This is a genomic window from Hymenobacter sp. BRD67 (assembly GCF_013256425.1).
In the GTDB taxonomy this organism is placed as follows: Bacteria; Bacteroidota; Bacteroidia; order Cytophagales; family Hymenobacteraceae; genus Hymenobacter.
In genome coordinates this window covers 4,118,151-4,132,620 of the sequence record NZ_CP053904.1, presented here as the reverse complement: position 1 = coordinate 4,132,620, position 14,470 = coordinate 4,118,151, and the positions used below count along the sequence as shown (strand labels likewise).

At 62.1% G+C, this 14,470-nt stretch carries 13 protein-coding genes; all 13 read right to left on the bottom strand.

What is annotated here, in order from left to right:
* Positions 1–93 precede the first annotated feature (93 nt).
* A complete protein-coding gene (gene truA, locus GKZ67_RS19320) occupies positions 94–870 on the bottom strand; it encodes a tRNA pseudouridine(38-40) synthase TruA (RefSeq protein ID WP_173245741.1) in 777 nt (258 codons plus the stop codon).
* Between the two features lie 88 nt (positions 871–958).
* Positions 959–1,120, bottom strand: coding sequence for a PID-CTERM protein-sorting domain-containing protein (locus tag GKZ67_RS19315; RefSeq protein ID WP_173245738.1), 162 nt, complete (start codon positions 1,118–1,120; stop codon positions 959–961).
* Between the two features lie 84 nt (positions 1,121–1,204).
* Complete coding sequence (locus GKZ67_RS19310) at positions 1,205–2,284, bottom strand: T9SS type A sorting domain-containing protein (protein ID WP_173245735.1); 1,080 nt, start codon at positions 2,282–2,284, stop codon at positions 1,205–1,207.
* A gap of 2 nt (positions 2,285–2,286) precedes the next feature.
* On the bottom strand, positions 2,287–4,056 hold the full coding sequence (locus GKZ67_RS19305) for a LamG domain-containing protein (protein ID WP_173245732.1): 1,770 nt from the start codon (positions 4,054–4,056) through the stop codon (positions 2,287–2,289).
* Positions 4,022–4,402, bottom strand: coding sequence for a hypothetical protein (locus GKZ67_RS19300; protein ID WP_410505029.1), 381 nt, complete (start codon positions 4,400–4,402; stop codon positions 4,022–4,024). Before GKZ67_RS19300 ends, GKZ67_RS19305 begins: the two co-directional genes overlap by 35 nt.
* Before the next feature lie 115 nt (positions 4,403–4,517).
* A complete protein-coding gene (locus tag GKZ67_RS19295) occupies positions 4,518–4,871 on the bottom strand; it encodes a hypothetical protein (RefSeq protein WP_173245729.1) in 354 nt (117 codons plus the stop codon).
* Between the two features lie 302 nt (positions 4,872–5,173).
* Positions 5,174–5,362: a PID-CTERM protein-sorting domain-containing protein gene (locus GKZ67_RS19290; RefSeq protein WP_173245726.1), complete on the bottom strand. Its 189-nt coding sequence runs from the start codon at positions 5,360–5,362 to the stop codon at positions 5,174–5,176.
* A 57-nt stretch (positions 5,363–5,419) separates the two neighbouring features.
* Positions 5,420–6,784: a T9SS type A sorting domain-containing protein gene (locus GKZ67_RS19285; protein ID WP_173245724.1), complete on the bottom strand. Its 1,365-nt coding sequence runs from the start codon at positions 6,782–6,784 to the stop codon at positions 5,420–5,422.
* Complete coding sequence (locus GKZ67_RS19280; protein WP_173245721.1) at positions 6,781–9,237, bottom strand: LamG-like jellyroll fold domain-containing protein; 2,457 nt, start codon at positions 9,235–9,237, stop codon at positions 6,781–6,783. The genes GKZ67_RS19285 and GKZ67_RS19280 overlap by 4 nt, the downstream gene beginning before the upstream one ends.
* A gap of 614 nt (positions 9,238–9,851) precedes the next feature.
* Positions 9,852–11,540, bottom strand: a complete 1,689-nt coding sequence (locus GKZ67_RS19275) for a T9SS type A sorting domain-containing protein (protein ID WP_173245717.1) — start codon at positions 11,538–11,540, stop codon at positions 9,852–9,854.
* Positions 11,531–12,001, bottom strand: a complete 471-nt coding sequence (locus GKZ67_RS19270) for a hypothetical protein (protein ID WP_173245714.1) — start codon at positions 11,999–12,001, stop codon at positions 11,531–11,533. Before GKZ67_RS19270 ends, GKZ67_RS19275 begins: the two co-directional genes overlap by 10 nt.
* Entirely contained in the window at positions 11,989–12,918 is a 930-nt protein-coding gene (locus GKZ67_RS19265; protein ID WP_173245711.1) for an SBBP repeat-containing protein, read from the bottom strand. Before GKZ67_RS19265 ends, GKZ67_RS19270 begins: the two co-directional genes overlap by 13 nt.
* Positions 12,919–13,469: 551 nt before the next feature.
* The gene (atpG, locus tag GKZ67_RS19260) at positions 13,470–14,372 is read right to left on the bottom strand and encodes an ATP synthase F1 subunit gamma (protein WP_173245708.1); all 903 of its coding nucleotides are present in this window, start codon (positions 14,370–14,372) and stop codon (positions 13,470–13,472) included.
* Positions 14,373–14,470: the final 98 nt, after the last annotated feature.

Here is a 14,470-nt window from a genome sequence, read left to right as displayed (position 1 = left end):
GCTTGAGCTGACCCGGCCGACAGCGTTTGGTTTAGACTATTTTGTACTGTCTCTTCAGCGACTGGAACCTAACAAGCTATTTTGTGCCCGCAATCAGGCCTGGTCTTGCACATCTACGGCGGGCACTACTCCGGCTGGATACTCTACTTTGCTCAGATACAACCCTTTAGCCGGCGCGGCCCCGCTGGCGGCTATGCGCTGCTGCCGGTGCAGCACCTGCTGAAACTCCGGCGGCGTGAGCTTGCCCCGGCCCACGTCGAGCAGCGTACCTACCACGAGCCGCACCATGCCCCGCACAAAGCGGTTGGCCCGGATGCGAAACACCAGACCTTCAGGCGTTTCGTGCCAGCCAGCCTCGTAGAGGCAGCAGATATAGTGGGTTTCGGCCCCCTTTACTTTGGAGAAAGCCGTGAAGTCAAACTGGCCTACCATGAATGCGGCAGCCGCGTTCATGGCGGCCACGTCGGGCCGGCCCCGGTCGAGGTACAGCGCCTGGTCGCGCCGGAAGGGGTCGGGGCGCAGGCGCACGAAGTACTCGTAAGTACGGGCTTCCGCCGAGAAACGGGCGTTGGCCCGCTCGTCGACCTCATGAATGCGAAACACCTGCACATCGGGCGGCAGGGCGCGGTTGAGGCGGTAGCGCAGCAGGTCGAGCGTCATCTCGGGCGGAAAGTCGGCCTCGAAATGAGCTACCTGGTGGCTGGCGTGCACCCCGGCATCGGTGCGCCCGCTGCCCTGCGTGCGCACGGGCTGGCGCAGCACGTTGCTTAAAGCGGTGTTGATGGCTTCCTGCACGGTGGGTACGCCGGGCTGCACCTGCCAGCCGCTGTAGGCCGTGCCGTCGTAGGCCAGATGAATGAAATAACGCATGAGTGCCTCAAAAGTACCGCCGCTGGCACACAAAAGCCCCGCTGCCAGGTGGCAGCGGGGGCTTGACAGGCGGAGCACTTGGCTTGCCTTAGCGCTGGCGGCGCTGGCGCAGGCGCTTGAGGCCGTAGGCCACGCCTGAGGCCAGCAGCAAAGACGCGCCCCCATCCAGGGGCACAGCGGTGGGGTCCTGAGGCGCCGGGCCACCCGAGCCCGGCGCCTGGGCCTGGGCCAGGCCTGCGGCCAGGCCCACAGGGCTACTAGCAGCCCAGCTTGTTTCATCAACTGTTTCATTAGAAAATATAGTTACTTAGTTAATAGTAAGAACAGACACTTGCTAGTTAAGCACCACGCGCTTGGTCGTCGTGGTGGCCCCAGCCGTGAGGCGCAGCGTGTACACCCCGGCGGCTAGCTCAGCCGCGTCCACCGTGAGCGTGGTGCCGGCCGCCGGCAGCGCGGCCGACTGCCGGCGCACCACCTGGCCCAACGTATTGAGCAGCTCGACCTGCACCGAAGCAGCCTGCGCCACGCCCGGCACCAGCACGGCAAATGAGCCGTGCGCCGGGTTGGGGTACACGCTCACCAGCTCGGCCGTGAGCACCGGCACCGTAGCCAGGGCCGTCTGCGGGCTGAAGCGCAGGCTGAAGCGCCCCACCAGCAAGCTGGTGGCCTGGGCGGCTGTCACGCTAAAGCTGTAGCTCCCGCCCGGGCTTAGCTGGGTGGTCTGCCCCGTCTGGGCATCGGTGAGGTAGGCCGTCAGCCCAGCGGGCAGGTTGCTTAGCGAAGTAGCCATGAGCGTGTAGGTGCCGGCCGCCGGCACCCCCACGTTCAGCGCCAGCACCGTGGCTGCCGTGAAGGCCCCCCGCCCGTCGATGGCCAGGCTTTCGCCCGAGGCCGCCACGCTAGCCAGGTTCAGGCCCGTCGGGTTAGGCAGCTTGGCCGCGTCGTACTTACTGTCGAAGCCCGAAGTGGCGCCAACTTCAGCATACGTGCTGAACGTGTCGGCTGCGCCGTTGCCAGTCAGGTCGAGCTGCACCTGCGGGCGCGCATCGGCCGTGGTGCGGTACAGCTTCGTGTTGTCGCTGAGCACGGTGCTGCTGCTGTTCATGGTGAGCGTAGCCGTGCTGCTACCTGCCGATACCCGCGTGAAGAAGCCCTGGCCCAGGGCCACGAGCTTGTTGCCGACGCCATTGACGTAGCTGCGGTAGCTGCCGGTGTAGGGGCCGCTGCTTTGCTCTACGTACTTGGCATCATCTACGCCCGTGGTGCCGGCCAGCGAGGACAGGTCGAAGCTGGCCACGAAGGGGTTACCTACCAGCGCCCAGCCGGCACCGGCATCGGTGCCCCGTGTGAGAGCCACGGATACGGCGCCCGAGCGGACGGTACCCGTGAAGGTAAATGTTTGGCTGGCGGGCATCTCTACGGTGTAGCCCGGCCGTCGGCCAAGACCGTGCTGAGGGCAGCGGGCGAGAAGAAACCCTTATCAAACGCACTCAGGTTGTTGGTTGTCGTGGCCAGGCGGGTTTCGTCATAGCCGTATACCGTGGGGAAAGGCGTAGTGGTGCCCGGCGTGGCCGAGGTGTTGTAAGCCGGGTTCACTACCGGCGTAAAGGCTGCAGTGGCCAAGTCGCTCACCATAGGGCCGGCCACCGGGGCGCTCACCTGGCGGTAGCCCGCGCCGGGGTTGAGGTCGCCGCTCACGTAGCGCTGCACGATGTACGAGCCGGGGTAGGCCGTGCCCGCATACTGAATGCTGGCCGTGCTGTCCTGGTCCGAGAGCAGGGTCAATGTGATACCGGCCGGCCGCGTGGGCGGCGTGCCATTGTAGTAGACAAGCACGTTGCGGATAGCCAGCGAATTAGTAAATGTTACCGAGTTCTGGTTGTAGTTGCGAAACGTATTTACGCGGGCGGGCAGGCCAGAGCCCGTTATCTGGGCCGAGCTGTTGTAGCTTGAGTAGTTGTAGGTCGCATCGGGCGAGAAGTAGCGCGTGCCCGTTACCTGAATATCGCCCGTGGGCCCGCTGGTGCTGAGGCCGGTGGCTGTTGTCACATTCATCTCAGCCCGGCGGCTGAGCGCAAACGAGCCGGGACCAGTCACGAGGGTACCATTACCGCTGAAGAAGCCACCTGGCTGCACCACCATCTTGCCCATAACCTGAAACAACTGGCCGGCGGCGCTAAAGTAGCCGCCCCCGCCGTTGGTGATAGTTACATTGTTGTAGATACCCGGCGTGAGCTGCATGAAAGTGCTTACTACCAGGTCGGGATACGTCACGGTGAAAGTGGGGCCGTTATACTTCGCTAGCGTGGCTGAGGCCACGCTTACCGGCCCGGTTGTCGCGCCCGTGGGCACGGTCACCGTGGCCGTCAGGTCGCTGGTGGGCGTAGCAAAGCCCGTGGTGCTGGTGCCGTTGAAGGCAAAGCCTGCAGCATCGGTCAGGTTGGTGCCCGTGAGGGCCACGCTCGTGCCAATGCCGCCCGTGGCGGGTGCGATGCCGGTGATAGTGGGGAAGCTGCGCACGAAGTTGCTGGTGGTACCGGTAAGGGCAAAGTTATTCAGCGTACCCGTGTTGCCGTTGCCGCTCTGGTCGGTCAGGCTCGTAATGCCCGCGTTGTTGCCGCCGGCCGCGCCCTGGTCGAAGTTGGCGTAATATTTCTGGCTGGCTGGCACGGCTGCGGTTGTGCTGAACTGGTCGGCCTGCACTTGTGCCTGGGTGAGGGCCACGTTATAGATGCGCAACTCGTCGAGCTGGCCACCTAGCGGCTGGTTGTAGTTGACCGAGCGGCCCAACTGGAGCTGGCTGCTGGCTGTTACCGGCGAGGCCGCTTGCGTGCCAGACACGTCTACCCCGTCCAGGTACAGGCGCAGGGTGGTGCCGTTCCAGGTGGCGGCCAGGTGTTGCCAGCGGCCGGCCGTTAGGTTGGTGGTGCCCGACACATAGGTGCGGGCCGAGCTGCCGGTGCCTTGGTTCCAGACCTCCACGTACGGCGTGCCGTTGAGGACGGCCAGCGTGTAGTCGCCGTCTTTGCGAATCAGCGAGTTCACGACGCCGGTCGAGTTGAGGTTGACCCACGTTTCCAGCGTGCAGCCGCTCACCCCCAGGTTGCTGAGGCTGGCCGGGCTGCCCAGGGCCACATAATCGTCGTTGCCATCAAAAGCCAGGGCGTTGTTGGTGGGTGGGGGCACGGTCGTAATGGCCAGCGCCCGTTGGCCAGGCCCCCGGCCAGGGTGTAGGTAACGTTGCTGCTACCCGTGGGCAGCACGTACGACGAGCCGCCGCCCCGCCGTTGAGACCGGGGTTAAAATTGCCGCCCCGCCGCCGCCGTAGTAGCCGCCGCCACCCGCCGCGTTGAAGTTGCTGGGGTTGCCGTTGCCCCCGTGCCGTTCGAGCCGGGGTAGCCGCCCCGAGGGCGGTGGTGGTGGCACCCAGGCCGGCCCCGCCGCCCTGCCCGCTCACGCCGTTACCGCCGGTGGGCGTGCCGCCGGCCCCACCGGCGGGGCCGGCGTCTCCAGCGCCGCCGCCGCCCGCCACCAGCAGCGCGTTGCGGCTAGTGAGGTAGTCGCCGGTGTTGCCGTTGGCAGCCAGCCGGCGCAGGTCAGTGGCCCCGCCGCCGCCGCCGCCGGTGTAGGCACCATTGCCGCCGCCGTTATAGCCACCCGCCCGCCCACGGAGCTGCTGCCGTTGTTGTTGCTATCGGCCCCCGGCCGCCCACTACCACGGTGAGCACCTCGCCGGGCACTACAGTCACGGTGGCCTGCACAATGGCGCCCAGTCCGCCCTTGTTGTTGCCGCGGTTACCACCGCCACCGCCGCCAGTGGCGACTACGTTGAGCTTAGTAATGCCCGTCGGCACGGTGTAGGTCTGGGTGCCACCGGTATAGGCAAAGTTGGTGGTAGTTTGGGCCTGGGCCGCGCCGGCCGTGGCCAGCAGCAGTCCCAGTGCTGCCAGGGGGAGGGCGGCCCACCTCGTGTAATGAGCCAGTGAGAAGATGTTCGTCATACTGAATGAGAAAAGTGGAAAGTGAGAAAGCAATAAAACTGATAGACAGCCATTTTAGCAATCTATCTGCAAAGTACGACGCTAGCTACACACAACAGCAGGTATCGCATAAAAATGCGAGAATGAGCCGTGCTGGCAATGCGGTTTGGCTTACTTACAAACCAGCTGCAACGAGCGAATGGCGCACCAAAGCGGTAACGGGCGCGCGATGCCTTTAGGGGCGCGCTGCCATGAAAAAGCCTCCGCTGTCGGGTGGCAGCGGAGGCTTTAAACATAGCGCTTAATTTATATTATGCCGGTTCTTAGCGCTGGCGGCGCTGGCGCAGGCGCTTGAGACCGTAGGCCACGCCTGAGGCCAGCAGCAGCGAGGCGCCGCCATCCAGGGGTACGGACGTCACGGCCTGCGGCGTGGGCCCGGTCGAGCCCGGCGCCTGCGCCTGAGCCAGGCCCGTGAGCGCGAGCAGCAGGGCCATTGTTAGCAGTAGTTTCATAAAAGAGAAGATTAGGGCCGGCCCCACGCACAGGGCCGGCCTGCGAGGAAAGAAAAGCTATTGAATAACTACACGCTTGGCCAGTGTGCTGGTGCCGGCTTGCAGACGCAGGGTGTACACCCCGGCCGCCAAGCCGGTCGTCTCCACGGTGAGCGTGGTGCCGGCCGCCGGTAGCGCGGCCGTCTGGCGTCCGACTACCTGGCCCAGCGTATTGAGCAGCTCGACCTGCACCGAGGCAGCCTGCGCTATGCCCGGCACTTCCACCGAAAAGCGGCCATGGGCCGGGTTTGGATACACCGCTACAGAGGTAGCCGTGAGCTCCGGCAGCGTGGCCAGGGCCGTCTGCGGACCGAAGCGCAGGCTAAAGCGGCCGGTCAGCAAGCTCGTAGCCTGAGTCGCCGAAACGGCGAAGTTATAGCTAGTACCTACGCTCAGCTTCAGCGTCTGGCCGTTTTGGCTATCGGTCAGGTACGCATCGAGCCCGGCAGGCAGGTTGCTGAAAGCAGCGGCTGTGAGGGTGTAGCTACCGGCTGCCGGCACGCCAACCGCCAGCGGCAGCACCAGGCCCGACGTAAAGGCGGGGCGTCCGTCGATGGCCAGGCGTTCGCCGCTGGTCGTGGTGCTGCTCAGGTTCAGCCCCGTCGAGTTAGCCAGCTTGGCCGCGTCGTACTGGCTATCAAAGCTTGGCGTGGCGCCGGCCTCGACATAGGCCACCCAGGCATCGGCCAGGCCAGCGCCGGCCAGCTCCAGGCGCAGGGCCGGGCGGGTATCGGCCGCGGTGCGCTGAAAGGCCGCCTGACTAGCGTAGCTCGTCACGCGCTGGGCGTTGCGGAAGGTGAGCGAGCCCGTAGTCTGGCCCGTACTCACCCGCACCCAGAAGCCCTGGCTACTGCCAATCAGCGGGTTATTAGTAGTCGAGGTGCTCTGCCCGTTCACATACGTGCGATAGCCGCCGGCATAAGGGCCGGTGCTCTGCACTACGTACATGGCCGCGTCCAGCCCTGAGCGGTCGGCGGGCGCTACCAGCGAGTAATCGAGCGGAGCGGGGTACGGGTTACCTACCAGCTGCCAGCCCGCGTCGGTAGCGTTGGCCGAGCCCGTGGCATTGCGGCTCAGGGCCAGCGGGCTTTGGTCGCCCGTAGTGGGGGTACCCACGAAGTCCACGAGCTGCGCGGCGCCAATCTGCGCCACGTAGCCTTTGCCTACGCTCATAGGGGCGCTCAGGCTGGTGGGCACCACGAAGCCTTTATCAAAGGCCGAGTAGTTGTTGGTAACGCTCGCCAGCCGGCTTTGGTCGTAGCTAAACAAGGTGGGGAAGGGCGTAGTCGTGCCCGGCGTGGCCGAGCTGTTATACACGCTAGCCTGGCTGATTTCCGGGGTGTAGCCCGCAGTGGTCAGGTCGGCCAGCGTCGTGTTGCTCACCGGGGCGCTGTAGTGGCGGTAGCCGGCCCGGCATTCAGGCTGGGGTCGATGTAGCGCTGCATCGTGAAGCCCCCGCCCGTTACCGCGCCTGTGCCCGAGTTTACTACCAGGGCCGTACCACTAGCAGTGCTCAGCAGGGTCAGCGGCACAGCACTACCGAAGAAGCCCGAGTTGGTGTCCAGGTTGCCGCTGCCGCCTACCGTTAGCGCCTGCGCTACGCTGGTGGCGCTGGTCAGGCTAACGGTGTTGGCATTGGTCGTCGTCAGGTTGCGCACCTGGTTGGGCAGGCCGTTGCCGGTGCTTTGGGCGGCCGTGCCGTTGTACACGTAGCTGGCATCGGTCGAGAACGAGCGGGCCCCCGTGTTCTGGATAGAACCGGTACCGCCGCTGCTGCTGATACCCTGGGCCGAGCAGATGCCAAGCGTACCGCCGGCTGCCAGCGTAAAGGTGCCGGCTCCACTCAGTACGGCGCAGCCGTCGTTGAGCGTACCGCCCGTGTTTACCGTGGTGCTGCCGCTGACCGTTACATTGCCGGCCAGCGTACCTACGCCGGGGCTGTTTACCGTGATGGAGGTGTAGCTGCCCGCCGCAATGGGCATGGTAGTAGTCACCACCAGGTCGCCGGTGAAGGTGAAGGTCGGGCCGTTGTATCTGGTCAGCGTAGCCGAGCTAACGCTCACCGGGCCGGTGCTGGCCGTAGCAGGCACCGTGATGGTGGCCGAATAATCGCTGCCGGGCGTAGTGAAGGGAGCTACCGCCCCGCCGTTGAAGGCAAAGCCCGTGGCATCGGTCAGGTTGGTGCCCGTCACGGCTACGCTCGTACCCTGCACACCGGTGGTGGGCGTGATGCCCGTGATGGTCGGGAAGCTGCGTACCCAGTTAGAAGTAGTGCCGGTGAGACTGAAGTTGTTCATCAGCGTGCCGGTATTCCCATGGCCGCTCTGGTCGCTGAGGGTAGTTACGCCCGCGTTGTTGCCGCCGGCTACGCCCTGGTCGAAGTTGGCGTAGTAAACCTGGCTGTTAGGCAGTGCCGAGCTGGTACTGAACATATCGCTCTGCACCTGCGCTTGCGTCAGGCCCACGCTGTAAATGCGCACTTCATCAATACCGCCAGGGAAGTATTCGCCGAAATTAGTGGACCCAATACGCAAGTTGTTATTATTAGGCACGTTGTGGCCGGTGGGTGTATCGCTGGCCTTGAGTACTCCATCCAAATAGATGCGCCGCGTGGTACCATCGAAAGTAGCCGCTACGTGGTGCCACTTGCCGCTAATGTCGCCCACGTTAGCAGCCAGGTCGTTATTCCACCAGTAATTATATATCACGCCCGACGGGTCCAGTCGCAAAGCGTTGACTTGACTTTGCGAGCCATAGTTCCCCCACCCCGCAATGCCATAAACTCCCATGCTGGTAGGCTTTATCCACGCCTCAATGGTGTAAGCGCTGTTGCCCACGGGCACTTGGGTAGTGCTGGGCAGGCTCACATAGTTACCTGCCAAGTTGTTAAAAGCCAGCGCATTATTGGTCGTCACGGTAAAAGCCGTGCTCACCGACTGCCCGCAGGGCAGCGTCACCACCGCGCTGCCCGAAGGCGTAGCGCCGGCCGGCACCTGAAACGTAAGAGCCGAGGCCGTAGCGCTGGTGATGGTAGTAGCCGCCCCGTTGATAGTGAGGCCGGTAGCACCGTTCAGGTTACTACCGGTTAGCGTGGCCGTCTGGCCCGCCATGCCCGCTCCCGAGCCGGTAAGCGTTGCCGTAGGTGGGGCCAGCACGGTCACCTGGGCGGTGGCGGTACTGGTGTTACCGTTCCCATCCTTAGCCGTCAGCAACACGTAGTTGGGGCCTGCCACGTCGGCGCAGGTATAGGGTTGCGTAGCAGCATCGGCTGAGTAGGCCGCCTGCACTGCCAGGTTTTTGGGGGTGCCGTAGCAGGGGTCGCCAAACGTAGTATTATTGGCCGGGATACTACCCGTATTGTTGTTGAGCAGGGCGCCGCTCACTACCGAATTGCTGGTGGCTGCATTGCAAGTATTGGTGTAGTTACCGTTGTTACCCGACGAGTTACCATAGCTGGCATAGGGTATCGCCGTAAAAAGCGCTCCGGTGGGCGTAGTAAGTGTAAGGGTACCGCCCTCCGCTACTTGGCCATATACAATTTTCTGAATACTGTAGGTGAGCGTACCGCTGCCCCCGCTGCTGCCATTATTGACGCTGGTGGCGGCCAGCGTGGCCGTGCCGTTAGCCGCTAGCTGCACCGTCACGTTTTGGGCGTTGGCTGTCAGCACACTAGTCAGGGGGCTCGGGACTAGCTTAATTCGCGATGCCCGCGTGGGGCGAGCAGCTTGGTCGTGGGCCCAGGTAGGGCTGGCCAGGGGCAGAGTGGCCAGTACGCCTGCCACTAAGGGCAGCCAGCCTCGCCCCTGCCGCAGTACAGAGTGAAGAAGTTTAGTCATACAATATGGAATAAGGTAAGTAACACGGAATCAGCGGGCCGTCTCCGTGTTGGTGTTCACCGCAAAGAAAGGCGCATGCGTAATACAACGGTATAGCATAAAGATGCTAGAGACCTTTGGCTAGCTGAGTGGCAGGTTTTTCTTAGCCACTGGCTTATTCATGGCAAAACCTCACCAACTGTCCTGCCTGACAGCTCTTTTAGGCACTACAAATAATAATTTCTAACATTATTTTTTTCATATTCAGGAAACTATTTAGGAAGTCTGCAAAATCACGCTATCCGTCCTGCTGAGCTGAATACTACCAACGGTATGAGTACCATTTGCCAAACTTTCCGTCTATTTCATATAGCACCATCGCTACTATTTCAGGAGTTGTCTTAATATATTAAATTTTATATATTTACTGCCCAATCGGCGCTTTATGGGACGTTTACCCCACTGCCAGCTACGGGCAGCGAGGATCCCCACCCGAGCAACAGGCACGATGGAAAGGCAGTGGGCATGAGGCTACCGTAAGCCTGGGACTGCCTACCTTATAGCGCTACTACCCTGCCATCAACTTTGCGGGCTACTGTATCGCAACAAGTGCAAAGTGCAGACAAGCAACAGACTTAGTATATGACTACCCGCTTGGCTAGTATGACAGGTCCAGTTGTCAGGCGCAGCGTGTACACGCCTGCGGGCAAACTCCCCGTTTCCAGCGTGAGTTGGGTGCCGGCAGCAGGCAGGGAGGCGGCCTGGCGTAGTACTACCTGGCCCAGCGTGTTCAGCAGGTCGGCCTGTACTACGCCGGCCGGCGCTGCGCCCGGCAACGTTACCGTAAAGCGGCCGTGGGCAGGGTTGGGGTAAATGCCTACCAACTCGGCCGTCAGGACGGGCACCGTAGCCAGCACCGCCTGCGGGCTGAACTGGAGCGTGAAGCGCCCGGTCAGCAAGGAGGTGGCCTGGGCCTCCGTCACCCGAAAGGCGTAGCTGGTGCCAGCACTCAATTTCAAAGTCTGGCCAGCCTGGGCGTCGGTGAGGTAAGCATCGAGGCCGACAGGCAGGTTACTCAGGGCAGCGGCTGTAAGCGTATAGATGCCGGCGGCCGGAACGCCGACTGCAAGCGGTAGCGACGTAGCGGCGCCAAAGGCCGGGCGGCCATCAATGGCCAGGTGCTCGCCCAAGGCAGTTACACTGCTCAGGTTCAGGCCGGTAGAGTTGGGCAGCTTTATGGCATCATATTGGGCGTCGGTGGCAGCGGTTGCACCAGCTTCGGCGTAGGCGTAAAACACATCGGCCGGGCCCGTAGCCCCGGCCAACATGAGCTGCACGAGGGGACGCGGGTCGGCCGTAGTACGCTGGAAGGAGGTAGCATCCGGCAGCGTCATACGCTGGCTGTTGCGAAAGGTCAGTGCCCCATCTGTCTGGCCCGTGCTCACGCGCACAAAGAAGCCCTGGGCCACCGGTAGCACAGGGTTACCGCCGATGCCATTGGTATAGGCACGGTACTGGCCTGCATACTGACTCGTGCTACTGAAGACGTAGATAGCGGCATCTAAGCCTACACGGTCGGCCGCCGCCACCAGCGAGTAGTCGAGCGGGGCAGGATAGGGATTGCTTACCAGCGCCCAGCCAGCGGCGGCGGGCAGGGCATTACTGCTACGATGTAGTGTCAGGCTTTGGGTGCCGGTAGTGAGCGTGCCCGTAAAGTCCACGAGTTGGGCTGCCCCAATGTTTACCGTGTAGCCAATGCCCGGCGTCAATGCATCAGCCAGGCTGGCGGGCGAGTACCAGCCCCTATCGAAGTCTGAGAGGGTTGTAGTAGTTGTGGCCCTGCTCTCACTGTAGCCAAAGACTGTAGGAAAGGGCAACGTCGTGCCCGGCGCGCTGCTGCTGTTATACAGGGAGTTGACAATGGGCATGAAGCCGGCAGTAGATAAGTCAGCCACTGTTGAGCCGCTGACCGGCGCACCATAGTGGCGGTAGCCCAGACCAGCGTTGAGGCTGGGGTCGATGTAGCGCTGCACCACGGCCGTGCTGCCGCTTACTACGCCCGAACTGCTGTTTATTGCCAGGGCTGTGCCAACGCTACCGGAGAGCAGCGTAAGCGCATTGCCATTGAGCACCAGATTGCCCGTGTTCCCCACGGCCACTACCTGCATAATACTTACCGGAGCTGTCAGCGTTACATCGTTGGCATTAGTGGTGCGCAGGTTACGGACCTGGCCAGGCAGGGCATTGCCCGTCACCTGAGCGGCCGTACCGTTGTAGACGTAGCTGGCATCCGAGGCAAACGAGCGCGGGCCCGTTACTTGCACTGCGCCGCTGGCCCGGTACTCGCAATACCCTGCGCATGGCAAATGCCCAGCGTGCCGCCCGCCGCCAGCACAAAGCTGCCGGCGCCCGTAATAGGCTGGCAGTTGCTGTTCAGGGTGCCGCCGCTCTGCACGGTCAATACGCCATTGGCCACCAGAAAGCTGCTAAGCGTGGTACTGCCCGTACTGGTTATGGTAACGTTATTGTACACGCCGGTACTCATCTGGCTGCCGGTATTCACCACAAGGTCGGCCAGGCTGCGTGCCAAAAAACTGGTAGTATAGCCGGGGCTGCCGGGGTTGGAGAGGCCAATAGAGCCGAACGCCGCGCTGGCGCTGCTGTAGCTGCCCGTGGCGTAGAGGTTACCCGTAATGTCGCTGCCCACGCCATACCCATTGTCATCAAGTGACCCGCCAGCCCGCACTGCACTCAGCCAAGCACCGCTGGTAGTCAGCTTAGCCACATACACATCGGAGCCGCCCGCACTGGCGAGGGTTGTACTACCGAATGTTGCTGCCGAGCCACTAAAGTCGCCCGTGGTATAGAGATTGCCCTTCCCATCGAGGGCCACTGCCTCGCCCCTTGCCTGGGTATCGCCCCCGGCACGTAGCGCCCAGCTAAATGCCCGATGCTGGTTAGCCGGGCCAGGTACACGGAGCCATTAGTATTGGGGTTGAGGAGCATCGTGGAGCCAAATACCACCGAGGTGCTGTACGAGCGGCCAGTGATGTAAGCATTGCCGGTGGCATCCACTACAATGGCCGACCCAGCCGGCGCAAAGTCGTCGTTGACTCCACCTGCCCGGCTAGCCCACTGAAATGCCCCGGTGCTGGCGCTGAGCTTGGTTACAAACGTATCCTGCCCGCCCGCGCTGGTGAGCGTGGTGCTGCCCAGCGTCATCGTGCCCGAAAAGTCGCCAAGCAGGTAGGGATTACCGCTGGTATCCAACGCCACGGCATTGGCGTAGGCCGAGTTGCTGCCGCTAACCAGGGTGGCCCACTGCGCTGTGCCCGTAGTAGAATAGCGGGCCACCAAGCCGCTTTCCGGCGACGTACTGTAAAGCGTGCTTGCTCCTACCGCCAGGCTTGAACTGTTGAAGTAAGCGGCCACGTAGGCATTGCCGCTGGCGTCAACAGCAATACTCTGGCCGAAGTCGTCGCCGCTGCCGCCCACCCGGCTGGCCCACTGCCAGCTGCCGGCGGTGCTAAGCTTGGCCACTACCACGTCACGCCCGCCGCCATTGGCCAGCGTAGTGGTGCCAAAGGTGGCCGAGGCACCCGAGTAGCTGCCCGCCAGGTAAGCATTGCCCCCACCATCCACTGCAATACCGACGGCCGTATCATCGCCGGCGCCGCCGGCGCGGGTGGCCCATTGCAGCACGCCGGCCCATCGTATTTCGCCACGAAAATATCGCTGCCGCCCGCGCTGGTGAGGGTGCTTCCGCCAAACTGTACTGTGCCGCTGAAATAACCGGTGAGGTAGCTGTTACCACCGGCATCGGTCGCTAGTTCGAGGGCCGTACTGCCGCCGGTATTGCTGCCACTGCCGGGGGCCACCGCCTGCGCATGGGTAAAGCTTTGGGCCGGGGCGGCCAGTGGGGCTGCGGTCAATATAGCCAGCACGATGGTTAGCGCCCGGTTCCAGCGCATTGCTTGGTAGAGATGAGTCACGCCTATACTTGTAAAAATGGAAGAAGGAAAGGTACTACCTGCCAGCCTACTTCAGGTAGAAGCTACGCAAATAAAGCTCTAAATCAGTATATTTTACTAAAGCGGACTTAGCTCTTACGTTATTTAATTTATATTAATAAGCATTCTATTTAATTTAGCTCATCAGCCCGAATCACACCTCCGGGCCAGCGACTCGGTAACAACCAAAAAAAACCCGGCCGCCAGGAGCGACCGAGTCTTTTTATGAAAAAGGAACATAAGCTAGCGGCTCGCCGCCAACGCCTCGGCCCCACCCACGATTTCGAGAATCTCGGTGGTAATGGCGGCCTGGCGGGTGCGGTTATAGGTCAGCTTCAAGGCTTTCAGCAGCTCGCCGGCGTTATCAGTAGCTTTATCCATCGCCGTCATCCGCGCGCCGTGCTCTGAGGCATTGCTTTCCAGCACAGCCTTGTAAAGCTGGATTTTCAAGCTCTGCGGAATCAGCGTCTGAATAATATCTTCTTTGCTGGGCTCGAAAATATAGTCGATGCTATTTTCCAGAGCGCTGGTGCCGGGCGTGCCAGCAGGCACTTCGGCCGGTAGCAATGGCAGCAGCTGCTCGGTCTGAATAACCTGGGTAGCAACGTTTTTGAACTCGTTGTATACCATTACTACCTGGTCGTAGCTGCCTTCGGCAAAGCCGCGCATAGCCGCTTCGGCCGCCGCCCGCACCGTATCGAACGAGAGCTGGGCAAAGACGTGGGTATAGTCGCCCACCCGGGCAAAGCTGCGCCGGCCATAGTAGTCGTGCGCCTTCTTGCCGATAGCCATCACGGAGATGCTGCTTTGCGGCAGGCTGGCATAACGCTCCGCAATCAGGGCATTCACTCCCTTAAATACGTTGGCGTTAAACGCCCCCGCCAGGCCCCGGTCAGAGGTAATGGCGATAATGAGTACCCGGCGCACGTCGCGCACCTGGCCGTACTCGCTCACTACCTCATCGGTCGTCGTGCGGGTCAGGTTGGCCAGAATGCTGGTAAGCCGCTGGGCGTAGGGACGCATGCGAATGATGTTGTCCTGGGCCCGGCGCAGCTTAGCCGCCGCCACCATCTTCATGGCTTTGGTAATTTGCTGCGTGCTCGAAACCGACTGAATGCGCGAGCGAACTTCTTTTAAAGAGGCCATAACTTATACGAAAGGCTAAAGAATCATTTATTATAGTGAGCGCAACGAGGTGATGCGCAGCAATCGCACCACCTCGTTGCGCTCACTATGACAAACGG